This window comes from Cohnella yongneupensis (genome assembly GCF_042655785.1).
Classification (GTDB): Bacteria; Bacillota; Bacilli; order Paenibacillales; family Paenibacillaceae; genus Cohnella; species Cohnella yongneupensis.
In genome coordinates this window covers 17,440-41,071 of sequence record NZ_JBHSNC010000043.1, presented here as the reverse complement: position 1 = coordinate 41,071, position 23,632 = coordinate 17,440, and the positions used below count along the sequence as shown (strand labels likewise).

Annotated in this window: 14 protein-coding genes; 3 read left to right on the top strand and 11 right to left on the bottom strand. The window is 56.5% G+C overall.

Features of this window, described 5'->3' with window-relative positions; all coding sequences use genetic code 11:
• Window positions 1-317 precede the first annotated feature (317 nt).
• On the top strand, window positions 318-3,032 hold the full coding sequence (locus ACFPQ4_RS14040) for an alpha-mannosidase (RefSeq protein ID WP_378112499.1): 2,715 nt from the start codon (window positions 318-320) through the stop codon (window positions 3,030-3,032).
• A gap of 479 nt (window positions 3,033-3,511) precedes the next feature.
• Here the strand turns inward: ACFPQ4_RS14040 and ACFPQ4_RS14035 are convergent, their stop codons facing one another.
• From ACFPQ4_RS14035 to ACFPQ4_RS14020, 4 genes are all read right to left on the bottom strand, one after another.
• Window positions 3,512-5,326, bottom strand: a complete 1,815-nt coding sequence (locus ACFPQ4_RS14035) for a cache domain-containing sensor histidine kinase (RefSeq protein ID WP_378112498.1) — start codon at window positions 5,324-5,326, stop codon at window positions 3,512-3,514.
• Window positions 5,319-6,956, bottom strand: a complete 1,638-nt coding sequence (locus tag ACFPQ4_RS14030) for a response regulator (protein WP_378112497.1) — start codon at window positions 6,954-6,956, stop codon at window positions 5,319-5,321. Before ACFPQ4_RS14030 ends, ACFPQ4_RS14035 begins: the two co-directional genes overlap by 8 nt.
• A gap of 111 nt (window positions 6,957-7,067) precedes the next feature.
• Window positions 7,068-7,904: an NAD-dependent epimerase/dehydratase family protein gene (locus ACFPQ4_RS14025; RefSeq protein WP_378112496.1), complete on the bottom strand. Its 837-nt coding sequence runs from the start codon at window positions 7,902-7,904 to the stop codon at window positions 7,068-7,070.
• Between the two features lie 101 nt (window positions 7,905-8,005).
• Window positions 8,006-8,137 (bottom strand): hypothetical protein, encoded by a 132-nt coding sequence (locus ACFPQ4_RS14020; RefSeq protein WP_378112495.1) that lies wholly within the window; start codon window positions 8,135-8,137, stop codon window positions 8,006-8,008.
• A 53-nt stretch (window positions 8,138-8,190) separates the two neighbouring features.
• On the opposite strand from ACFPQ4_RS14020, the gene ACFPQ4_RS14015 reads away from it, so the two are divergent.
• Window positions 8,191-8,370 carry a hypothetical protein gene (locus tag ACFPQ4_RS14015; RefSeq protein WP_378112494.1) on the top strand — a complete coding sequence of 60 codons (180 nt, stop codon included), beginning with the start codon at window positions 8,191-8,193 and terminating at the stop codon, window positions 8,368-8,370.
• Between the two features lie 14 nt (window positions 8,371-8,384).
• Here the strand turns inward: ACFPQ4_RS14015 and ACFPQ4_RS14010 are convergent, their stop codons facing one another.
• Window positions 8,385-9,863, bottom strand: a complete 1,479-nt coding sequence (locus tag ACFPQ4_RS14010) for a sialate O-acetylesterase (protein ID WP_378112493.1) — start codon at window positions 9,861-9,863, stop codon at window positions 8,385-8,387.
• A 101-nt stretch (window positions 9,864-9,964) separates the two neighbouring features.
• Window positions 9,965-12,619, bottom strand: coding sequence for a family 78 glycoside hydrolase catalytic domain (locus tag ACFPQ4_RS14005; protein WP_378112492.1), 2,655 nt, complete (start codon window positions 12,617-12,619; stop codon window positions 9,965-9,967).
• A 145-nt stretch (window positions 12,620-12,764) separates the two neighbouring features.
• Between ACFPQ4_RS14005 and ACFPQ4_RS14000 the strand changes: the two genes are divergently transcribed.
• Window positions 12,765-13,652, top strand: a complete 888-nt coding sequence (locus ACFPQ4_RS14000) for a helix-turn-helix domain-containing protein (RefSeq protein ID WP_378112491.1) — start codon at window positions 12,765-12,767, stop codon at window positions 13,650-13,652.
• Here ACFPQ4_RS14000 and ACFPQ4_RS13995 read toward each other — a convergent pair whose 3' ends face one another.
• The 5 genes from ACFPQ4_RS13995 to ACFPQ4_RS13975 form a co-directional block, all read right to left on the bottom strand.
• Entirely contained in the window at window positions 13,653-14,015 is a 363-nt protein-coding gene (locus ACFPQ4_RS13995; protein ID WP_378112490.1) for a response regulator, read from the bottom strand.
• Window positions 14,016-14,137: 122 nt separating this feature from the next.
• A complete protein-coding gene (locus ACFPQ4_RS13990) occupies window positions 14,138-15,262 on the bottom strand; it encodes a response regulator (RefSeq protein WP_378112489.1) in 1,125 nt (374 codons plus the stop codon).
• On the bottom strand, window positions 15,259-18,312 hold the full coding sequence (locus ACFPQ4_RS13985; RefSeq protein ID WP_378112488.1) for a response regulator: 3,054 nt from the start codon (window positions 18,310-18,312) through the stop codon (window positions 15,259-15,261). Before ACFPQ4_RS13985 ends, ACFPQ4_RS13990 begins: the two co-directional genes overlap by 4 nt.
• Window positions 18,313-18,379: 67 nt before the next feature.
• On the bottom strand, window positions 18,380-19,420 hold the full coding sequence (locus ACFPQ4_RS13980; RefSeq protein ID WP_378112487.1) for a LacI family DNA-binding transcriptional regulator: 1,041 nt from the start codon (window positions 19,418-19,420) through the stop codon (window positions 18,380-18,382).
• Between the two features lie 190 nt (window positions 19,421-19,610).
• Window positions 19,611-23,624 (bottom strand): DUF5695 domain-containing protein, encoded by a 4,014-nt coding sequence (locus ACFPQ4_RS13975; RefSeq protein ID WP_378112581.1) that lies wholly within the window; start codon window positions 23,622-23,624, stop codon window positions 19,611-19,613.
• Window positions 23,625-23,632: the final 8 nt, after the last annotated feature.

The window sequence follows — 23,632 nt, the reverse complement described above, 5'->3', positions numbered from 1 at the left end:
CGAACTTTACCTCACTCTCCTTCTCTATAGCATCGTCGTACGCGTTGCTTCTGCCGGTCTGGATGCGCCTTTCGCAATCACCCCCTTTGAAAGGGCTTACAAAAAAAGTGCATCTTGCAAGAAAAAATACTATAGGATCGATTATTTTTTGAATAGGAGACGTTCTTAAATTAAACATGGTGTTTCTGTCCGTTTGTCGCGGGAAGGCTCGCCAATCATGCACCTGAAAGTTTGCAATCCTCTCATTGTTCGTCCGGTAGCCGTCCATTACAATTACCGCAGGTTATTTCAACTTCCTATGGAAAAGAGGCAACTACATGAACACGCAACGGCGGGTTATTCACGTCATCTCGCATACGCATTGGGACCGGGAATGGTATATGCCTTACGAAGCCCATCACGTTAAGCTCGTTCAAACGATGGACGCTTTGCTGGATACGTTCGCTACGGATCCCGAATTCAAGAGCTTCTATCTCGACGGGCAGTCGATCGTGCTGGAAGATTACCTGCAAATCTATCCGGAACGCAGAGAACTGCTCCAACAATATGTTAAGGAAGGCAAGCTGTCGGCCGGTCCTTGGTACGTACTTCAGGACGAGTTTCTGACGAGCAGCGAAGCGAACGTGCGCAACATGCAAATCGGCCACCGCGACGCCAAAGGGTTCGGGCCGGTATCCAAAGTCGGCTATTTCCCGGATTCGTTCGGTAACATGGGCCAAGCCGCGCAGCTGCTTCGCCAAGCGGGCATCGACAATGCCGTGTTCGGCCGCGGGGTTAAGGCGACCGGCTTCAACAACTCGGTCGGAGACGGCGCGAGCCTAGAATCGCCTTTCTCCGAGCTCGTATGGGAAGCTCCCGACGGCTCGCAAGTGCTTGGCGTGCTGTTCGCCAACTGGTACAACAACGGCATGGAAATCCCCGTCGATCCTACGGAAGCGAAGGCGTACTGGGATCATCGGATCGCTAGCGCCTCCCGCTACGCCTCGACGCCGCATCTGCTGTTGATGAACGGCTGCGATCACCAACCGGTGCAGACGAACTTGTCCGAGGCGCTGCGCGTGGCGCGCGAGCTGTACCCGGAGCATGAGTTCATTCATTCCAACTTCGACGATTATATGAAGGCGGTACAGGTTTCTTTGCCGCCGAAGCTTAGCTTGACTAGGGGCGAGCTTCGCGGCCAGAAGACCGACGGCTTGTTCACGTTGGCCAACACCGCTTCGGCCCGCGTATCGATCAAGCAGCTGAACCAACAGAATCAGACGCTGCTGGAGAAAGTCGCCGAACCGCTTGCCACGATCGCAAACGGGCAAGGCAAAGCCTATCCGCACGCGCTTTTCGTATACGCTTGGAAAACGCTCATGCAAAACCATCCGCATGACAGCATCTGCGGCTGCAGCGTCGACGAAGTGTACCGCGAGATGGAAATCCGCTTCGCGAAAAGCATGGAAGTGGCTAAAGCGATCGTCATCGAAAGCGCGAAAGCCGTGGGCGACGGCGTCGATACTTCGGCGTTCGAAGCGATCGGGACGGGCGCCGCTCCGTTCGTCGTATTCAATACGAGCGGTTATGAAGGGTCTTCCGTCGTAACCGTCGACGTCGAGCTGTCGAGACGTTATTTCAAGCAAAGCGAGAATCCGGTCGCGGTAGCGGAAGAAGTCCGCTCGCGGACGCATGGCGCGGGATACCTGGTGAATGAACGGGGTGTGCGCGTGGCGTGCTCGTCGGAGGATCTCGGCGTTCGCTTCGGCTATGATCTGCCGGACGATAAGTTCCGTCAGCCTTATTACTGCAGAACCGTGCGGCTGACGTTCGAGACGGACGCGCTGCCGGGCATCGGCTATGCGACGTACGCTTGGGTGCCGGACGCGGGGTCTGAAGCTTCTGCGGAAACCGGATCGCTTCTCACCGGGGATTCGACGCTTGAAAACGAGTTGCTAAAGTTGACAGTTGCTTCGGACGGCGGCATGACGTTGCTCGACAAGCGCAGCGGGCAATCTTTCGCGGGTCTCGGACACTACGAGAACACGGGCGACGTCGGCAACGAGTATATTTTCGTGCAACCGAAAGGCGACGTGCCGATTACGACTCACGGGCGGGCGGCCGACATTCGCGTCGTCGAAAATACGTCCTACCGCGCGACGCTGGAGATCGTACAGACATTGGATATTCCTGTATCGGCGGACGAGCGGCTCGCCGAGGAAATGAATACGATGACGTTCATCTACGATCGAAACGCCGGACGCGCTACGGAAACGGTGCCGCTGCGCATCGTTACGAGAGTATCGCTTGAACGCGGCGGGAAAGGCGTTCGCGTCAACTCAACGTACGACAACAAGTCGACGGACCATCGCCTGCGCGTGCTCTATCCGACCGACGTCAACGCGACGACGCACTTCGCGGATTCGATCTTCGAGGTTGCCGAGCGCGAGACGAAGCCTTCCGCGGAATGGCGCAATCCGTGCAACGCCCAGCATATGTCTAACTTCATCGACGTGCACGAAGCGAAACGCGGTTTGACGATCGCGGGCAAAGGATTAAACGAATACGAAGTTTTGCTGGACGGACGCAATACGATAGCGGTCACCGTGCTTCGCTCTGTCGGCGAGCTCGGCGACTGGGGCGTATTCCCGACGCCGGAAGCGCAATGCCTCGGCGTGAACACCGTCGAGTGGATGATCATCCCGCACGCCGGGCGCGATCGCGTCGATGCTTACCGGGAAGCGCATCGGTTCCCGGTTCCCGTCACCGTCAGCCAGACGGGTATCCATGCGGGTACGTTGCCGCTAAGCTACAGCTTCCTGCAATGGCAGGGCGATGGCGTGCTCTTCTCTAGCTTGAAGACGAACGAGGAGCGCGGCGATTGGATGGCCAGATGGTATAACGTCACCGGCCAAGCCGGCGAAGTACGTCTGTCCTCGCCGCAAGGCGGCGGCTCGTACGTTAGCAACATCATGGAAGACGCCGGCGGAATTGCCGTCGATGGAAGATTGCCGGTAGGCAAGTACGAGATCGTCACGGTGGGGTTGCGTTAACCCTGCTGCATGTAGCCCGCCCGGGACGCTGTCCCGGGCGGGTTTTCTTTGTTCGCAGCCTTGCTGATGCGCCGCGGTACCGACAATGGAGATCTTCACAAACATAATTACTTTGTCCGCGTATCCCGGAGGCGGCGAGGTTACTTCGAACGCACTCGAAGTTTCGCCGCTGTAGCATCGTTTGGCGAGGTTACATCGCACGCACCCTGGGTTTCGCCGCTGTAGCCTCGTGTGGCGAGGTTACATCGCACGCACCCTGGGTTTCACCGTTGTAGCCTCGTTTGGCGAGGTTACAGCGCACGCTCCCTGGGTTTCGCCGCTGTAGCAACGTTTGGCAAGGTTACATCTCACGCATCCGGAGTTTTGCCGCTTTAGCATCGTTTGGCGAGGTTACAGCGACGCGTCTGGAGGGACACCAACCGATTCTCACAAAAGAACAGGCCATGGAGAATGTCTCCATGGCCTGTTCTACACAACCGTTAACCCGCATCAATATCGCGGCTACCCGGGCGATCGTCCGCGTCCGGATCCAGAATCGGATGGCGGATCGTGATCTTCGTCCCCATGCCTTCTCCGGTTTCGACCTTCAGCTTATAGGTGTTGCCGAAGTATAGCTTGAGCCGCTCGTTGACGTTGCGCAAGCCGACGCCTTGGCGTCGCGTGCTCGGTTTGCCTTCCGCGGGCTCTTCTTCGAGCTGGGTCAATACCGATTGCGGTATGCCTTTGCCGTTGTCCGTAATCTCGATGACGATATCCTGGTCCTCGACGTAACCGGACAGGATGACTTTGCCCTTCTCGAAGTTGTCGCGGATACTATGCTGAATCGCGTTCTCGACGAGCGGTTGCAGCAGCAGTCGCATGAACGGCATCTCCAGCGTCTCTTCGTCGAAGAAATACAATACTCTGAGCGGCCTGCCGATGCGAGCTTGCTCGATCTGCACGTACGCCTTCACCTGCTCGACCTCGCGGCCGACCGTAGTGATGTCCTTCCCTTGGTTCAAGCTTAACCGCAGCAAGTTGCCTAGCGCCGACACCATCTCGCCGATATCGCTTCGCCCGTGATTTTCCGCTTTCCAGCGAATCGATTCGAGCGTGTTGTACAAGAAGTGCGGGTTGATCTGGTGGCTGAGCACCTGGAACTCCAGCTCCTTCTTCCTCCGCTCGGAACGCGAAGTCTGCTCGATCAACCCTTCGATCTTCTGCATCATGTTGCCGAACCCGCGGTAGAGCCAGCCGATCTCGTCGTTGCGATTCGACTGCGGCACTTTGTACTCGAACCCGTTCTCTTCCAGCTTCCGCATCAGACGTACGAGCCTCACGACCGGATCCGTAAAATGCAACGTAATGTAGATGACGACGCCAACCGAGCAAATTAAATAAATGACGAGAAATCCGATCAGCAGCCTGTTCATCTCCGCGATCGGATGCGTTAACGTATGCATCGGCGTCATGCTCACGATCGTCCACGGCTCGCTGTCCATCTGCAAGTACGTGATGAGCTTTTCCTCGCCGCTAAACTCGAGCGTTTCCGTCCCTTCCGAGTTCACTTCGCGCAGCTTCAGGAACTTCTTCGACGGAATCGGCTGTCCCGTCCACTCGTTGTCGTTGGAATCGAACAATACTTGTCCGTCCGCACCGACAAGCAGGAACTTCTGTCCGACCATTTGGTCCGAAGGACTGAAAAACCGCCGCAGATGGTCTTCGCCGAAATCCGTTACGATAAGCCCGCGGGGAGTGCGGTCGTACAATCCGGTAAACCGTTTGACATACGACAGCATCGGTTTTCCGTAAATGCCTTGCCCAGGCATCGACAAATGCCAGGTAGGAACGACGGATTTCGAAGCTACGATAAACCATGGCGACTGGGCGATATCGAGGGGCTCCGACAAGGTGGTCATGTAGGTAGGATATAACTCCGGATTCATAGGAAACACGCGCACGCCCGCCGCGTTGATCTGCCGGACTCTCGGATACATGAACGATACTAGATCCGACGAGACCTCGTCCTCGTCTTCCTCGGTCACGAGCGGTTTCTCGAGTAGCCCTTGCAGCTCCTTGTTCCCGATCAGGTCGTTAATCTGATCGTTCACTTGGCCGAGGTACGTTTCGAAGTTCGCTTTTGCCTGCTGCAAATAGCTCATCGAGAATGTCGATGAGCTGTTCGAGATGCCTTCGATCGATTTGTTGTAAGCGTAATAAGCGAACAGAATGAACGGCACGATCGTGATAGCGAAGAAGATGAGAATCATTTTGTTGCGAAAAGAGGATACGAGCCTTAAAGAGGCTTTATTCATCTGCTATGCCCCTCTGCCTCCGGTATTCCTTCGGCGTGAAGCCGGACTGTTTTTTGAACAGCTTCGTGAAGTGAACCGGATCCTTGTACCCTACCTGGTACGAGATTTGGTAGATTTTATATTTGACGTCGCCTAGCATTTCCTTCGCTTTAATAATACGGATATCGGTCAAATATTCCAAGAACGTCTTTTTCTTCTCTTTTTTGAACAGCTTGCTGAGCCATACCGGCGTCACATGAACCTCGTCGGCGACGATCTGAAGCGAGAGGTTGTCGGCGTAGCGTTTGCGGATGATTTTCTCCGCTTCGAGCACGATTTGGCTTGGCGATGCCGTCAGCTTGCGGAAATCCGCGGCGATAGACAGCAAGTAGCTTTCCGTCTGCTCGCGAAGCGATTGCAAGTTATCGAATTGCTCCAGCTGCTCCCAGATCGCGATCGGATTACGCTCCCAGCTCCGGTCCGGCCAGCCTGCCGCGGCCGCGCTTCTGAAAATCCCCATCAACCACTTGAAAATTTGCTGCTGGATATCTTTCAAGTGAGGCAGTCCCCACGCATGCACCATGTCAACGAAGCCGTCCATCGACGCGACGATGTCTTCGTCCGTGCCGTATTTGACGAGGTCGAGCAGCTCGCTCGGCTCCTCGATGGACAACTCGGAGCGCTCCCCGTCCAAGTCGACGCCCGGCTCGGTGAACACCCGATTGCCGCCGTATATGGCTTTTTGCTCCAACAATTCGCCCGACTCTACATATAGCTCATGGAGATACTTCAGGTCGCGCGGCGTGCAGCCGATGCCGACGCTCGCCTTCACCTTCACGAACTCGTTAATTCTCTTTAAGCACACCTGCGCCACCGCCGTGCCGAACGAAACCTGATCTTGGCTTTTGCAACTCAATACGGCAACCCATCGTTGGCTGGAGTCGGTGAATAACACGAACGGATTAGAAAACTCCTCGGTCAGCGTCTGATTGACGACGTTGCCGATACCGAACAGCACGAGATCCTTCTCGTTCGAATAGCCGCGCTGGTTAGAAATCGCCTTCAGATCGTCGGCCTCGACCAGCATGACGAGCAACGGCTGCTGCGTCATCCAATCCAGCTTCAAAGCCTGCAACCGATGCATAATCCTAAGCTCGCGATAGGGATCGTATTCTTGCTCCGCGATTTCCCTTAGCAGCTCTTCCCGCAGCTTCGGAACCGCGTATTGCACTTGATTGTTGAGCTGTGCCTGGTTATGCCGGTCCATCCGTTCCTTCATGATCTGCTCGGTCGCTTTGCGAATAATACTGGCTAGCTCGTCCGTATTGATCGGCTTCAAAATATAATCGAGCGCCCCTAGCTGCATCGCTTGCTTAACCAGCTCGAAATCGTCATAGCCGCTGATTAGCACCGCTTTCCAGGTATAGTCCGCTTCCTTGTTAAGCTCGGCAAGAAAATCCAAACCGGAAACCCGGCTCATTTTAATATCGGTAACGATCAGCTCCGGCATCTTATCGAGTGCGATCTCGAGGGCGGTGTCCCCGTCGTCCGCAACGAACACTTCCTCGATTCCGTAATCCGCCCAAGGAATCCGCTTGCGTAAGCCTTCGCGAATTTCATATTCGTCGTCAACGATCAGCGCGCGCAACATACGATCACCCTCCCGGTCCAAATGTTTATAGGATGCCTAGCGTGTCTTCACATCCATCATAACGGAACGGAATTTAAGATTACACGGGGGTATTCGAAAACTTTATAGGGATTATTTAAACTGTTGCCAAGAATACTTAGGCTCCCAGCCGAGCAAAGCCTTCGCGCGCGCGTTGCTGACGACGGCCGTTCTGCCTTCTAACGCGCCTCGCCGCTCCGTCGTCTCCGGATAATATTGTTCGGCTAACCTCGCACTCTCCCAATCGCTTAACGTGTCGTCGGCCGTAATGTTCAGCGCGTGGAACCCGCCCGCATCCGACTCCAGCGAGGCTAGCGTAGCCGTCGCCGCGTCCCGGATATCGATGTAGCTCCACATCGTCTTCTTGTATCTGCCGGCGTCAGCCAGCGACAGGCCGGCATAATCGTTCGGCGTATAGATCGTCGAATACCGAAGCGCCATCACCTGCATGCCCGTGCGGCGATGGAACATCGCGCCCGTCTGCTCGCCCACGATTTTGGATAACCCGTAGCATTCGTGAGGCAATAACGGGTGGTCTTCGTCGACCGGCAAATAATTCGGCGCGAAAGGTTTCGGAGACCACGCGAAGCCGTAAGCCGACTCGCTCGAACCGATTACCACTTTCTTGATGCCGAGTAACGCCGCCGCTTCCAACACGTTGTAAGTCGCCATGACGTTATTGTCGAAAATATAGTCGTGCGTGTAAATAATAGGCGCGGGTATGGCCGCCAAATGCACGACCCCCTCCGCGCCTTGAATTCCGCTGACTACGTGTCCGAGATTGGACAGCTCCACCTTCACCTGCTTGCAGGACAACCGGTCGGAGCGCTTCTCGTCCAGCGATATTACCGTATACCCTTGGCGTTGCAGCTCCTCTATGACCCACACGCCCAACTTGCCGCTTCCGCCCGTTACCGCGATCGTTTTCATTAATCCGCTCTCCTCCTCAAGCCTAATCTTGTAGGCGCCTCTATCTTAATTTCGGAGGAGGAGTGGAACAAGGAGACAATCTTAAACTATGGCGAGTAATCTTAGCCGATCGGCGCGGGCTCCAAAAAACGTCTAATGCCGCCCGTCAGATTATCGTTCGCCCAACGAATATGGCCTTCGTTCTCGTATTGGCGATACGTGCATTCGATCACGAGAATGAGGTCCAGGTACAAGTCGTACAGCTTCCGCCGCGCAAGCTGCGAGGGTCGTGTCGGGCTCGCAGCGCATGAACTTTACGTTGCCGGGGGGACGCGCTTTTAGCACTACGCGCGTTCCATCCGCGATCGTTATCGCATACGCGCTGTTCGCCCATCCGTCCGTTAGTTCCGTGGATGAGCTTAGCGGTTGTCCGAACGCGCTTAATACGGCCGCGTTCAATTGTTCCTCGGTGATTTTCGATTTGTAGATGCCTTCCATCGCTTATTGCCCTCGATCCGTGCGGAACGGAGCGGCGGGAAGACCGATGCCGTTAGCGAGCGTAGCGATCGGGAAGCTTGCCCAACCGTATCTGACGGCAACGGGCGCCGCTACTTCTCGGCTGCTAAGTTCGACCGTGTCGCCGGCAATCGTCGCGACGGCGTCCGCGTACCGGCCGTCCGATCCGGCGATCTGGAAGCCTAGCACATCGCCCTCGGTCGACTTAAGTCCGCCGTCCGTATGCTCGAAATGCACGATCGCTTTGCCGCCATCGATGACGAGTTCCTTATAAAACGGACCGTAGCAAGCGACGTCTTGACCGTATACCTCTTTAAGCGCGATGCCCGCCAGACGTTCGCCCACCGACTTTTTATCCTTCGGGTGAATATCGAGCTCCTCGCCGCAATCCAAGATGACCGCCATCGCCGTATTTGGCACCTGCTCGGTCACCTTCTGTTGCGCCTCGCGCAGCAACGGCCAGTTATAGGCGTCATGCTCCCGATCGTTGCCGTCCCCATAACCCGTCAATTGAACGAACAAGAAAGGAAGCGTCGAATCTCCCCAATCGCCGCGCCACTTGTCGATCAGAATACCCATGAGCCGATCGTACATGGACGCCCGCCCCGCGTCGGTCTCGCCTTGATAATAGATGAAGCCCTTAATCGCGTAAGGAGCGGTAGGCTTAAGCATCGTGCCGTACAGCCCGTTCGGGCGCAGGAAGCTTCGCTCGTTCATCGGCGGAGGCCATGGGTAGTCTCCAAGCTCCGTCCCCGTATGTCCCGCGGCTTGCCTGCTTATGTACCCGTCGACGGCGGCTTGGTAATCATCCGCTTGCTGCTTAGCCGAATCGGAATTAAGCTTGCCGATCGCGTCCTTATATTCGTCGACGTAGATGCGCAGCTCGGGATCGCTCGCTATCGACTCCTCCGGTACCCAGCAAGTAGCGGACGTTCCACCCCAATTGCAGCCGAGAATGCCGATGGGCACGTCAAGCGAACGCTCTAACCGCTTCGCAAAATAGTACCCGACCGCGGTGAACTGAGCAGCCGTCTCCGGCGAACAAACCGTCCAAGCCCCCGCGTGTTGTTGTCCGTCGTCGAAGGCTACGCGCGGCACTTCGTAGTAACGGATGTTCGGAAGCGATGCGCTCGCGATTTCCGGTTGCGGATCCGCCGAATCGATTAATCGCCATTCCATGTTCGATTGGCCGCCGGCGAGCCACACGTCGCCGACGAGCACGTCGCGAAGAACGATACGATCCGCGCTTGCTTCTATAATCAATTCATAAGGGCCGCCGACTTGAAGGGGTGGCAATTCCGCCTTCCACTCGCCGTTCCGCACGACGGCTTGCGCGGAAGCTTCCCCGCATCGCACCGTTACGGCTGCGCCTTCCGCGCCCGTTCCCCATACGGGAACCCCGCGCTCTCTTTGCAACACCATATGATCCGTAAATAACGCATTCACTCGCAGCTTGTCGGACACGTCTATAACCCACCTTTTTCACGTCATTAACCTCGATGTTGTCATAAAAGGCAACGCGTGTCCACCCTGTAAAGAAGACGATTTCATATGCGAATTTGCCATTACCACGTAAATCGATAATTCCCCGATCCTGCCTGAATCACGACTCCGCGCTCGTCTACTTCCATTGCCGTAATGCCTGCCACCTGCGCTAGACGATCGCCGCCCTCGCGTACGGTATCCGGCGTTGCGCCCGGCAATACGATCGTTGCCGTCGTATTCGGCGGAACTGTTACCTGCTGCTCCATCTCGCCGTTCTCTTCGCGCCGCCAATACGATCGAACTTCCCCGTACATCGTCTCCAGACGCGCATCCGCCCAGTTCAGCCCTTCTCCGGGACGAGGGTAAATAAGTATATGCTTATACCCTGGAAGGCTTTCGTCCGTATCGATGCCGGCCACGCTGCGATACATCCAATCGCCGATCGCCCCGTACGCGTAGTGGTTAAAGGAGTTCATATCGCGGCTCCAGAAGCTGCCGTCCTCCTTGATGCCGTCCCAGTGCTCCCAAATCGTCGTCGCGCCCTTCGTAACCGGGTACAGCCACGACGGATAATCTTGTTGCAGCAGCAGCTTGTAAGCCGCGTCGTTGTGCCCGTTCGCGCTAAGCGCATGATTCAAGTAAGGGGTACCGACGAAGCCCGTCGTCAAATGATGCTTGGTCTCTTGCAGCAGGTCCATCAGCTTGGCGACCGCTCGCTCCTTGGCGGCTCCCTCCAGCAGCCCGAACGTAAGCCCGAGCACTTGCGCCGTCTGGGTCGGCACCGACAGCCTGCCCGACGGGGTTACGAACTCCGCCGTGAAAGCCCCCTTAATGCGCGCGTGCAGCTCCGCGAACGCCGCTGCGTCTTCTTCTTTGCCTAGCACGGCGGCGGTCTTCTGAACGAGTGAGACGGAATAGGCATAGAACGCCGTCGCGATATAGTCTCGGTCAGTTGCGCCGATGTACGTATCCGGTTTCGAATCGAGCCCCAGCCAATCGCCGAAGTGGAAGCCGGTATTCCACAAGTATTCGTTGTCCCCTTGCGCGCGAATGTAGGACACCCACGCTTTCATGCTGTCGTATTGCTGCTCCAAAATCCGTTTGTCCCCGTAAGCCAAGTAGATCGTCCAAGGACAGATGACCGCCGCGTCTCCCCATGCCGCGGAAGAGTGCTCCCCTTCGCTAAGCACATGCGGGATTACGAACGGAACGCCGCCCTCCGCGTTCTGGTCCGCCGCCAAGTCCCGCAACCACTTCGTGAAGAACGGGGCCACGCCCCGTAAGTAAGCCGCCGTGCGGATGAACATCTGGGCATCCCCGGTCCAGCCTAACCGCTCGTCGCGCTGCGGGCAGTCCGTCGGAACGTCGAGGAAGTTTCCTCTCAATCCCCATTCGATATTGCGCTGCAGTTGGTTGACGAGAGGGTCCGAGCATTCGAACGAGCCTGTCGCCTCCATATCGGAGTGGAGCACGATACCCGTAAATTGCGACAGATCGATCGGTTCGGCGAAGCCGACGGCTCGCACGTAGCGGAACCCTTGGAACGTGAACCGCGGCTCGTACGTCTCCGGACGTCCGCCCCCTAGCGTATACCGGATCGTCTGCTTCGCGGAACGAATGTTGTCCGTATAGAAATTGCCGTCCCGGTCGAGCACTTCGGCGTGATGGAGTTCCACTTGCCGTCCCGCTTCCCCTTCGACGGTAAACCGCACCCAGCCGACCATGTTTTGGCCGAAGTCGATGACCGTCTCGCCGAGCGGCGTACGGATGAGCGCGATCGGCTTGATTTCCTCCGTTCGCCGCACCGGCTCGTTCTCTTGGGCGACGAGGATATCGACAGCGCCATCGATGACATCCACGGGCTGCCAGCCGCGATCGTCAAAGCCGGCTTCGCTCCAACCGGCTTGTTCGAGCCTCGCATCGTACGTTTCTCCGTGATAGATTTCCGACATTAAGATTTGACTTCCCGCAGACGTCCATCGTTCGTCCGTCGTTACGATCTCTTCCGAGCCGTCCTCGTACGTTACGTGCAATTGCGCGAACAACGCTTGGCGATCGCCATAGAAGTCGGGCTTGTTATTCCACGTCAAATGACCCGAATACCAGCCCGTGCCCAGGTACGCGCCGATCGCGTTATCGCCGGATCGAAGCCTATCCGTCACGTCGTAGGTTTGCACTTGAAGCCGATGCTTGTAGCTGGTCCAACCCGGCGTAAAGTAGCTGTCGCCGACGCGGCGCCCGTTCAGCTCCAGCTCGTAAAGGCCATGTGCCGTCGCGTAGAGACGAGCCTGGCGAACGGCGCCCTTAACTTCGAATGTTCTACGGAGCATCGGTACCCGCTCGGCATCCGCGTCCGCATTCGCATCTTTCGGCGCCGCGATCCACTTCGCCTTCCAAGCGGACGGCTCCAGCACGCCCATTTCCCAGAACGCCGTTTCGGACCAGCCCGAGCTTTGGTCTGCCTGATCCCATGCCCGGACGCGATAGTAGTAGCGCTTGCGTGCCTCCGGCTGCAAGCCGGATAACTCCACGTGCACGGACTGCGTGGAACGTACTTCCCCGGTACGCCAGACGACGTCATTAAAGTTCGCGTCGCAAGCTACTTCGAGTTCATACGCGGCTTGCGATACGTTGCGCGCGTCGGATTGCAGCTTCCAGCTAATTCTCGGATCGCGAACGCCGATCCCGATCGGATTACGCGCGTACTCGCACCGTAACGATACGACTTTCAACATGAATTATCGCCTCTCTTATCGCTTGAATACCTCCTATGATATAATGAATTCGCTTTCAAATTTACTGGTATTACGGACATTTATGTATGGTAAAATGGACAGCTGAAACGTAAATAATGTCTGAGCGAAGGGGATAACGATCGACATGGAAACCTTATCGCGCACGCAGCCGAAGCTGCATACGGAGACGTACCGGGGCGACTCTTTTTTCCGCGACGATCTGCTGCTCTACGTCAACCGGGTGCCGGAAGGCTTCGCCGCCCCGCAGCACGACCACGACTTTCTCGAATTCACGTATATCGCCGAAGGCACCGGCTACCACTATATCGGAAACGAGACGTACGCCGTCCGCAGAGGACAGCTATTCTTCCTTCCGATCGGCGTATCCCATGTGTTCCGTCCGCATTCCTCGAATACGAAAAAACAACCGCTCATCGTCTGCAATTGCCTTGTCCATCCTAGCTTGCTCGAACGCGTTGCCGGGTTCGTGTCGGACCCGGACATCCTCGGATATATCGCGAATCTCGCCGAAGGCCAAGAACAATACTTCACGCGACCCGATGCCGGGGAGACGATCGAACAACTCTTTCAGGCCCTTCACCGGGAATATACGCTTGGCGGCGAGGGCTCGCATGATTATCTATACGCGCTGTTCGTCCAGCTTCTCCTCTCGGTGTACCGCGTTAAACAGCGTCCTCCGCAGAGGGCCGGCCAAACGCTGGATGCATTCTCCGCCGTACTCGATTACGTGGATCAGCATTTATCCGAGGAGCTGACGCTCTCTCGGCTCTCGCGAATGAGCCGTTGGAGCGAACGCCATCTGCAGCGGCTGTTCCTGCGGCATACCGAGCAATCGTTCCATCGCTACGTCCAATTTCGGCGTATGCAAAAAAGCTGCGCGCTATTAAGCGGCACGCAGCTTACGGTTGCGGCAATTTCCGAACGCGTCGGCTATCGGGATATCGGTTCTTTCCTCTCCGTCTTCAAACGAACGATGGGAATGACGCCGGGACAATACCGGACGACGCGTTAGTTACCGATCGATCGCGTTGTGGACCGCCTCGAGCACGCGCGACGAATGAAACGGCTTCACGATGAAATCTTTGGCGCCGTTCTGGATCGCTTCGATGATCAGATGCTTCTGCCCGACGGCCGAGCACATGACGATGTTCGCTTTGGGATCGAGCCTGCGGATTTCTTTGACCGCTTCCAGGCCTTCCATGACCGGCATCGTAATATCCATCGTCACTACGTCCGGCCTGTAAGTCATGTAGCGTTCGATCGCTTCTTGTCCGTTGCTTGCTTCGGTCACGACCTCGTGACCGGCTTGTACCAATATATCCTTCAACATGGCACGCAGAAACGCGGCATCGTCCACTACCATGATTTTCGCCATTGCTTAAGCCTCCCGAATAGTCAGGTTCGCCCGTCTTAGTCAGATCGGATTACTCCGATAATTCGATCATATCCGACAAGACTGAGCAAATTCTGAACAATCGGGCAGGTGGGTGCTTTCCGTTAACCCTGCTTCCGCTCGTTCCACTGCGCGAACCATTGCATAATAGACTCGCTAGGCTCAACGCCATAATCCTCGCTGAGCATATCCGTAAGCTTGGCATATTGCTGATGCACCTCGGCGTTGTTGCCGAGCTTGCCATAAAGCCGCATCAACCCGAAGTAGCTCTCCTCGTTTTCCGGATAGCGTACCTGCAACTGCTGATAGAGGGAAAGCGCGTCGCTGGACGCTCCCGTCGCTTCCAACCGCGAGGCGTTCTTGAGCGCATGATCAAGCCAAAGCGCCCGAAGCCGCTCCCTCTCTCCGTCCGCCCACATATAATCCTCGGTTTCCAAATAATCCCCGCGATAACTTGACATGAGCAGACGATTCATCGCGCCGTCGTCTCCCGCTTCAGCCGCTTCTCTGACCGCCTTTTCCCATGCAAGCACGTCCACTTGCGTTCCGCATTGATCGATATGATATCGCCCTTCCTTGTATTGCAAGCGGAGCGGGATGCCCATCGCTTTCATCGATTGGCGAATCTGGTACACCGTCGTATGCAAATGGGTGATCGACTTGTCCGGATCGGCATCCGGCCATATGCGGTCGAGCAGCTCTTCCTTGCTCGGCGTTTTGTCGCCCGAGTGGATCAAGTATGCGAGCAATTCGCGCGCCTTGGCCGTACGCCACGCGACCGTGAGCGGATGGCCTTGCGCGTCCTGGAAGCTAAGATGATGGAAGAAGCACACCATCGGAGCCGCCGCTTGTTCCGGTTCGGGCGTCGGGTCGGCGCGCCTTGCCTGAAGCCGCTTGATCGTCAGATCGAGACGTTTGAGCTGAATCGGCTTAAGCAAATAATCGATCGCCGCCAGCTCGAACGCTTCGATCGCATACTGCTCGTAAGCGGTCACGAATACGATCTGAAGTCCCGGCTGCGCCGCTTGCATGCGAGCCGCCAGTTCCAATCCGTTAAGCTCGGGCATTTCGATATCGACGAAGGCTACGTCCGCGTTAAGCGACTGTTGTTGTTTGAGCGCCTCTCGGGGGTCTTGGAACGCTCCCGCGACGTTCACCTCGAACCGCTGCAGCAGCCGGGTCATGCTTTCTAGCGCCAAGTACTCGTCGTCTACGATTATAGCTTTCATGCGTTGTCCTCCTTCACGGCGGCGGGAATCCGAAACCGAATTTCGGTCCCCTCGCCTGCGGTGCCAGTAATCTCAAGACCCGTTCCGAACGCGTTCATCAACCGTTGATGCACGTTCACGAGACCGATTCCTCCGCGATACGTTCCCGACAGGATCGGCTCGATCTTCTCCTTCGGAAAGCCGACGCCGTTGTCGCGTACGACGATCGAATATCCGTCCGCGCCTTCCGATACCCCGATATGGAGATGCCCCCCCTCGAACCTCGTCAAAATGCCGTGCCGAAGCGCGTTCTCCACGATCGGCTGGATCGTCAGCGGAGGCAAGCTGAAGTTCGGATGCTCCGGCAGCGCCGTCGTTACGGTCATTCGCTGGCCGAAGCGCGCCTGCTCGATTTGCAGGTAAGAATGGACGAGCGCCCACTCCTTGGCGAACAGAACGAACCGATCCAAGTTCCGAAGGTCGAAGCTGCTCCGCAAATAGCTGCCGAAGTCGTTAAGCAGCTCGCGCGTCCGTTCGGGATCGAATTCGCTTAAGCTGGCGATCGTATTGAGCGTATTGTACAGAAAATGGGGCTTGATCTGCGCTTGGATAAGCGCCATCTCCATGTGCAGCTGATCCCGGATCGACTGCTTCATGCGGAGCAATGTCCGGGTACGCGCCCTGAATTCGGAGTCGTTGATCGGACGGATGACGTAATCGTTCGCCCCGGCGTTATAGCCGACGAGCAAGTCCGCCGGCTGATTGCGCGACGTGAGGAACAGGACCGGAAGATCGTAGAACGTATGTCTTTCGCGAATTTTGCGGCACAGGTCGTAACCGGACAGCTTCGGAAGCATGACGTTCAATACGATCAAATCCCATTCCGTCTCGCGCTCCCAGCTTTTCAAGCCTTGCAGCCCGTCCGTCGCCGCCGTCACTTCCAAGCCTTCTTGGGTCAAAATATCCTCCATAATCCGAAGCGTAACCGGATCGTCCTCTACGATCAGCACTTTTTGCGAGCCTGCCTTTGCCGCTCTTTGATCTCCGCGTCTAGACGTTCTGCGATCCGTCATCGGCGTCTTCGTCTGGATGGCCGCCGCGACTTCCGCGTTTGGAGTTAAGTGTGCCACTACCGCATCCTCTGAGTCGGCCAATGGCAGCGTGAACGCGAACACCACGTCTTGAGGGGTCGTTCTGTTCGACAGGAACGTCCCGCCGTGCATCTCCGTCAGCTTACGGCTAATGTCCAAGCCGATGTCCGCATCCAACGCCGCATCGGAACCGATCTCCGCTCCGAAGCCGCCTCCGCTTCTAACGGCGCGGACCGTAATGCCGATCGCGTCTTGCTCCGCCAATCGCTCGGCCGTAACCGTTATCGTCCCTTCCGCTCCGGACTTCACGGCATGGTGCAGCAAATTGAATAAAATTTGCATCACCCGCTGATCGTCCGCTTTCGCGTACGGAAGCCCCGCTTCCGTACGGTTGTCGAACCGGATATCGCGACCGTCCGTCGTATAGCGCATCACTTCGAGCGCGCCGTTAATCGCCATTCTCAAGTCAAGGGCATGCAGCCGAAGCTCGATGTTTCCTTCGTTAAGCTTGGACAAGTCCAACATATCGTTAAGCTGCTGCGTAAGCCGCCTTCCCGTCGCCACCAAGAGATGGAGCCGCTCGACTTGCCGTTGGTCCTTGAGCGCATCTTCTTCGATCATCAGCTGAGCCAGATTAATCATCCCTTGAAGCGGCACGCGGATTTCCTGCGACGTGTTTGCCAAGAAATCGTCCTTCAGCCGGTCTTTGACGAGCAATTGCTTCGACAGCACTTCCACTTGGTCCATGTTCGTGAAGAACCGTCTGGCGATCAACATCGCCATAATGAAGATGAATACCAGCCTCTCTACCGGAATCGGATTAGCGATATGAACGACGCCCAAATAGACGAGCGCTTGCATGAGCGACTCCGAGAAAATGCATAAGGCCGCTACGTAAATATAGACCGACCCTAGCGCGCCCCCTTTACCTGCCCGCAGTAAAATATAAAGCGCATAGAAAAATTCCAGCGTGCAATACAGGATCCCCTGCGTCTCATAGCTGGAAAACAGGTGCACGTCCGTAAAGATCACCCATACGGAGACGACTGCCGTTACGGTATAAGCCAGCTTCGTAAGCCGCCGCCTATCGTAGCCCGGGAACATGGCGCTAACGAACGCCAGCATCGACGCATACAACGCGAGCGACGATAACATCTGCAGCTTCGTTTCCCAGTTATAGCTGAGTGAAGGGAATAGCAAGAGCAGCAGCCGCTCGCCGTGCGTCGCCCAAAACAATAGCGAGAACCATAGCACGAAGCTGAAGTATAATAGCTCTCTATTTTTCCTGCGGTATAAAAAAAGCAGCAGAAAATACATCCCGCTGACGATATAAAAGCCCATCATCAGGCTGTTGCCGGCAAATACGAGCTTGTATTCGCGCTCAATCCCCGATTTCGAGCCGAACTGAATATCCTCGAATATACCGCCTAACGTACCGTAATGATAATTCGCCACTTGAACGAGCAACTCTACATGATCGCCTTTGGGAGCGAAGCTCGCCGTATAAGGCTGCACGCGGGGAGACGTCGTGGCGCGATCCGTGCCCGGTACGCCCTGCTGCCCGATCAAGCTGCCGTCCACGAACAGCTTATGGGCCGTTCGGATGCGTTGCACGCGCAGGCCGTACAGTTCGGGCCGCAGCTCCTGCTCCGGCAGCCGAATGAGAAGCCGGTACGTCCCAACGCCAAAAGCGGTTGGATCGCCGTCTCCAACCGCTTTGTCCCACTGTCCAGGGACGCTGACGTATTTCGTATGCGATTGATCCGGCAGCCGCTGTCCCGGTTCGAGCAGAACGCCCGGATAAAAAGTCCACTCGCCGCGAAGCGCAAGGATTTTATCTTGCTTCCCGTTCCACCGCGATAAATCGAGCACGCCCGTATGCGCTTGCGGCGCGCCCTTCTCGGATTCTATCGTCCATACCAGTCGCAGACTAAACAAAACGATGAAAACGGCCGCGATGGCCCAACCTTTATTTTTCATTGCTGCACCTATTCCGATCGACGTTCATGTTCTGAATAGATGTTCGACAAATTGCGAGCATTCTCCTCTAGGACTGTTGGGGCGGAGCGACGGAATCTCTCTCGACCAACCTGCACGCGGGACTTTGTTTCTGTTCGACTTCTTCTCCTCGGATAGAGCGCATGAGCGAGTCCATCGCCCGATACCCCATCTCGTGCAGTGGCAAATCGAACGTCGTGATCCGGGGCGTCAAATAGTCGCTGAATTCGCGGTTATCGAATCCGATGACCGACAACCGCTGAGGGATCGGCACGCCAGCTTCGGACGCGGCGCGAAGCACGCCGACCGCCATTACGTCGTTCATCGCCAGCACGGCCGTCGGAGGTTCCGGCAGCGCGAGCAATTCCTTCGTCAATTCGTAGCCCGACTTCGCTTCCCAGTCCCCCATTTTGATCAATTGTGGATCGAACGGGAGCTCGAACTGGGTTACCGCTTTGTAAAAACCGTTGAAGCGCATCCGGGAAGGGACCGAATCCATCATTCCGCTTATGATCGCGATCCGTCGATGGCCTTTGCTAATAAGGTAGGACATGGCTTCGAAGGCGGCTTGCTCGTCGTCGTATTGGATGGAGATGTCCTGCTGCGTGTAACAGTACGTATATACGATCGGTTTGCCGGACGTATCGACCAAACCCGTCAGATCCCGCGGATGCACGCCGACGTAGATAATGCCTTCCACTTGTTTGCCGAGCAGATCGGAAACCGCGTTCGCCATATATTTGCGGTAGCTGTCCACTTGGTCGAACTTGCGTCCGATTCGCTTATCCAGCCTCAAATTCGTAAGCAAAATATGCAAATCGTGGCGGTCCGCGAAATCGTTGATTCCGTCGATGATCTCGGGAACGTTGAAGACGGTCACGTCCTCCGCGATGACGCCGATCGTATTCGTACGTTGGCTTTTCAAGCTCTTGGCGATATCGTTCGGTTTATAATTCATCTCTTCGATAACGCGCAAAACCCGTTCCTTCGTATTCTGCTTGACGTTGCGCGTACCGTTGAGCACGTAGGACACGGTAGCCGTAGATACGTTTGCTTTGGCGGCGATATCCTTGATTCCGATTCTAGACATCCAGACCCCTACTCTCCTAAATCTAAACGTTTAGAAAACTATTATCTTTTTTATACCACGCTATAAATCACGTTTGCAAGCGCTATTTATCCACGTACAGTAAAGCGACCAAGAAAAGCCGTTACATTACCCTCGAATAGATGCAAAAGGTTGGACAGCGCCCAAGCGCCGCCCAACCCTCCTTGGCCCGTTAACTTCCGAATACTCTCCACGATTCGATGCCCGTCGAAGTCGTCGATTTCGCCGTAATATTCAACCGGATCTGCGTCGTAGTCACCGGCGTGAACGTCGTCGCGTTGTACTGGTTCGCCAGCAAGCCGAGGCCGGACGGACTCGCCACGTTCACCCATGCGCTGCCGTTCCAATACTGAATCGTATACGAAGCCGGCAAGTCGATTCCCCCGTTATCGTCGAACCAATAGACCGAGGTCGAGGAAATCGTGCGGGCCGAGCTCCACGTATACTGCACCCATTGCGTCGTGTTCGGGTTATCCCAGTTGCCGTACACCGGATGCCCGCGGTCGTTCGAGCTCGTCGGCGTATACCCGTCGTTCAAGCCCGCCAAGCTCTCCCACGAGGAGACGAAGGAAGTCGTCGCCGTCGCTTGAGGCGCGATATCCGAAGCCGTGGTTCCGCCGCCTGCCAAAGCGCTGATTTCGGACGCGCTCAGGGCTCTGCTGTAAATGCGGAAGTCGTCGATCTGTCCGTTGAAGTAAGGATCGCCGGAAAATTGCGATCTGCCGAGCCAGCTTTGCGTCGTCGCGCCCAGACTCGACGGATTCAGCGTCATGCTCGCGTTCGTCGCGACTTGCACGCCGTCCACGTATAACGTGCCGGTCGAACCCGAAAGGGTGACCGCCACGTGCTTCCACACGCCCGTCGGGAAAGCGGTCGTCGAGCTGATTCGTTGCTCCGCTCCGTTGCCGCTGTTCGTGATGGCGAAACGGAGTCCCGCGCCGCCGGGCTGCGGAGTCAAGAACATGTAGCTGGACGTGCCGGAGCCGATATCGAATATCCGCGTCCAGTTGCTTAAGCTGTTCGCTTTCACCCACGTGGAAATCGTTACGCTCGTGGCGCCATTGGCGATACCGCTCGGCATGCTCACGTAACCGTTCGTGCCGTTCAACGCGACGGCATTGCCGGATTGCCCCGCCGCGAACGTCGCTCCGCCGTTCAACGTGCCCGTCTTGCCGTTGCCGGACGAATCCGAGGCCGACGTTCCGCTCGTCTCGCTGAACTGATAGCGGACTAGCTGATCGGCCAATGCCGCGTTAACGGTGAGCGTCACCGTATCCGATGACGATAGCGCGGAATCGCTGGCCGTCAGCAGGAAGACGTAGGTACCCGTGGCGGTGACGGTCGCGGTCGTGTTCAAGGCGCCCGCGTTCGCGATCGTTGCCGTTCCCGGACCGCTTTGCAAACTCCAAGTCGTCGTTACCGAGCTTCCGTTTGGCAACCCGTCGTCGCTAACCGTACCGGACAACGAAATCGCGGCAGGCAGGTTAACTACGGCGTTGGAACCGGCGTCTACGACAGGCGCGTTATTCACCGCTGCTCCTTGCTGGAGTTTAATGTCGTAAGTCGCGGCCGTACCGATGCTGAGGTTCACCGTCGTCGTTCCGCCGGCCGTCGCGTTAACGGAGCCGACCGCGGCATTGTTGACGAGAATTTGGTACGTGCCCGCGGCAAGGCCCGTGAACGTCACCTTCGTCGTATGCGCCGTGCCCGCCGTCACGTTTTGCAGCGTGAAGTTGACAAAGTTTTTCGCCGTGGCGACCGTAGCGGCCGTGAATTTATCGCGCTCCAGCGTCATGTTAAGCTTTTGCGTAATCAGGTTCAGCTTTTGGCCTACGCCGTCCTTAGGCGTAACGCTGTAGTTGCCGCCGCTTGCCGTCACGTCGCAGCCGTAGCAGTACAGGCCGAAGATCGGATCGACGGCCACGTCGGAGCTGAGGATCCGGATCGCGCCGAACAAGCCGAGATCCGCTTCCCCGGACATGCCGCGCCAACCGTTCTGAAGCGCGCCGCCCCCCAGGCCGAGCGCCGCATAGTTGCCCTTCTCCGCTTGGTAAGTCCAAGCGACCGCGCCGAGATCGGCCGCGTCCGAGCTGATTTGACCGGAGTTAATCGCGCTTACGTTGGCGATCTTCGCGGCGTAGGACAACCGTTGCTCGACTTCCGGCGACGTGGAGTTATTGCGTACCCAATCGTCCATCGCGTAGCCGGCCAAGGAGACAGTGTACTGGAAGTTCCACCAGTTCTCGCCCGTGATCGTTACCGGATCCGCGTAATAGTACCAGACCGGCATTTGGCCGCGGGTTGCCCGGGTTTTCGTATTGATCTTGCTCTTCATCGTATTGTTGTTGTTCATCTTGGCGAGCGTATAGACCGCTTCCTCGCCGGTATTGTCGTAGTTGTATTCCGAACCGTAAGGGTAAGTCGTGTTCGCGAAGTTGTTGTACTTCGTCGCCATCTTGGCGATGACATCGTTCGCTTGCGTCGTCATGCCTTCGTCCTGCAGCGCTTTGATCAGCTCCGGCGTCGTCTGTTCTCCCATTAGGCCCGTGTTCCAGTTGTAAGCGACGGGTCCGTCGTAGAGCGCTTTGAAAATGTTGTAGGCGCGAGACAAATACGTCGTTCTGGTATTCGTATACGTAATCAAATTCGGGTACAGCTTGGCGATCTTGTACATGCTGAAGTACGTGTTGTAAATGTGCGGATAAGCGTAACCCCGGTAAGTCGGCGTGTCGTTCGGGGCGGGCATCAGGAAATCGTAAATCAAATAATCGCTATGGTGTCCCGCCATCAAGTTGGTCCAAATCGTCGTCTCCAAATATTGGTCGAGCGCCGTGACTTCCGACGCGACCGGCTTCTGCACGTTTTTCTCCGCCAGGAACTGGCCGTGCGTGTAACCCCAGTCGTCGCCCCAGCCCCAGTAGCCGTTGAAGACGTTCCGTTTCGCATTGCTTTGCATCAGCCAGTCGTCGAACGCTTTGTCGCGTATATCGCCCGGCACGTTCCACTGCGTGCTATTAACCATGAACGTCGCGTGCCTCTGCAAGGCGGCGTCGATCGGCTCGATCGCGTAGAACTGAAGCACCGTCTTTTCCCCACTGCCGTAGTTGACCGTGATCAAGTTCGGACCGAGATGGCTCATCGTGAGCGAATACAGCTTATGGTCCGTACCCGTCGTGCCCAAGGAAGTAATCGTCGTCTCTGAAGCATATTGCGCCGTAATCGAAGTGATGGCCTTCGACGTATGAAGATCGAACTTGGCCGTCTGGTTCGTCGGTACGATCATGCCCGGCACGACTGTCACGTCCACGAGGCCTTCGCTGTAAAGCCGGTCTTTGACCGCGGTATCGTTCGCCACTTTAATGAGCTTGAAGGCGTACGTTTTGCTGGCCCCCGGCGCAAGCGTCAAGCTCGTGTTCGGCAAATAGCCGCGATTCGTGCTTTTGATGACGTTGGAATGAATGTAGAAGACGTTAAGACCTTCCGACCATCCGCCTTGGTCGCCCGCCCATTTACTGCCCGCGTGCTCTTCGATTCTCCAGCGGTCCTGGTATTCGAAGCCCGCGCCCGTCGTCGCGTCCGGTATCATCAACAGATAAGGACCGATGCCGCTTGGACGGCCGATCGTAAGATAAGAGCCGTTATTGCCGACGAAGGAGTGGGTCACGACCCGCGTCTCGTAAATTTGCTCGTTGTTGCCGCCCGACCAATATTCGTTGAACGGAAGAGGCAATCCGACGTCGCCGAACTCGATCGTCTGCGTGCTCGTGTTCGTCAGTTGGATTTGCCATTGGATATAGTCGCTTACGAGCGAATAAGTCTCGACGAGCTTGAAGTTTTTGACTCCGCTCGCGTTCGTCGAGTTTTGGTACGTTACCGTCGCGGTCGTGCCGCTCTGGCTTTGCGTTCTGCCGTCCGCCGAGCTCTGCGTCAGGGCGGTTTGCCAAGCGCCCGTGCCTAGGCGGTACTTGAACATCAATTCCCCGACCCACTCATGGTCGGCCGTATTTTGTTGCGGAGCGTTCGTCGCGTTCATGACGTAGTTCGTCGGAAAATTGTCTCCGACCAGCTGGATCGACGTGATTTCGCCGTTCGTCCCGGTTTGAACGTTATACGTGCCGTTCGATAACGTATAAGCGAACACCGATTTAGGCAAAAACACGACGCATGCGATCGCCGCGGCCAACATCGCCGTCA

Bases quoted from the DNA above. Each gene is read 5' to 3' on its own strand.
- ACFPQ4_RS13975 (WP_378112581.1), bottom strand. From the start codon at position 23,624: ATGTTGGCCGCGGCGATCGCATGCGTCGTGTTTTTGCCTAAATCGGTG.
- ACFPQ4_RS14000 (WP_378112491.1), top strand. From the start codon at position 12,765: ATGGAAACCTTATCGCGCACGCAGCCGAAGCTGCATACGGAGACGTAC.
- ACFPQ4_RS14025 (WP_378112496.1), bottom strand. From the start codon at position 7,904: ATGAAAACGATCGCGGTAACGGGCGGAAGCGGCAAGTTGGGCGTGTGG.
- ACFPQ4_RS14040 (WP_378112499.1), top strand. From the start codon at position 318: ATGAACACGCAACGGCGGGTTATTCACGTCATCTCGCATACGCATTGG.
- ACFPQ4_RS13985 (WP_378112488.1), bottom strand. From the start codon at position 18,312: ATGAAAAATAAAGGTTGGGCCATCGCGGCCGTTTTCATCGTTTTGTTT.
- ACFPQ4_RS14035 (WP_378112498.1), bottom strand. From the start codon at position 5,326: ATGAATAAAGCCTCTTTAAGGCTCGTATCCTCTTTTCGCAACAAAATG.
- ACFPQ4_RS14005 (WP_378112492.1), bottom strand. From the start codon at position 12,619: ATGTTGAAAGTCGTATCGTTACGGTGCGAGTACGCGCGTAATCCGATC.
- ACFPQ4_RS13980 (WP_378112487.1), bottom strand. From the start codon at position 19,420: ATGTCTAGAATCGGAATCAAGGATATCGCCGCCAAAGCAAACGTATCT.
- ACFPQ4_RS14015 (WP_378112494.1), top strand. From the start codon at position 8,191: ATGAACTTTACGTTGCCGGGGGGACGCGCTTTTAGCACTACGCGCGTT.
- ACFPQ4_RS13995 (WP_378112490.1), bottom strand. From the start codon at position 14,015: ATGGCGAAAATCATGGTAGTGGACGATGCCGCGTTTCTGCGTGCCATG.
- ACFPQ4_RS13990 (WP_378112489.1), bottom strand. From the start codon at position 15,262: ATGAAAGCTATAATCGTAGACGACGAGTACTTGGCGCTAGAAAGCATG.
- ACFPQ4_RS14030 (WP_378112497.1), bottom strand. From the start codon at position 6,956: ATGTTGCGCGCGCTGATCGTTGACGACGAATATGAAATTCGCGAAGGC.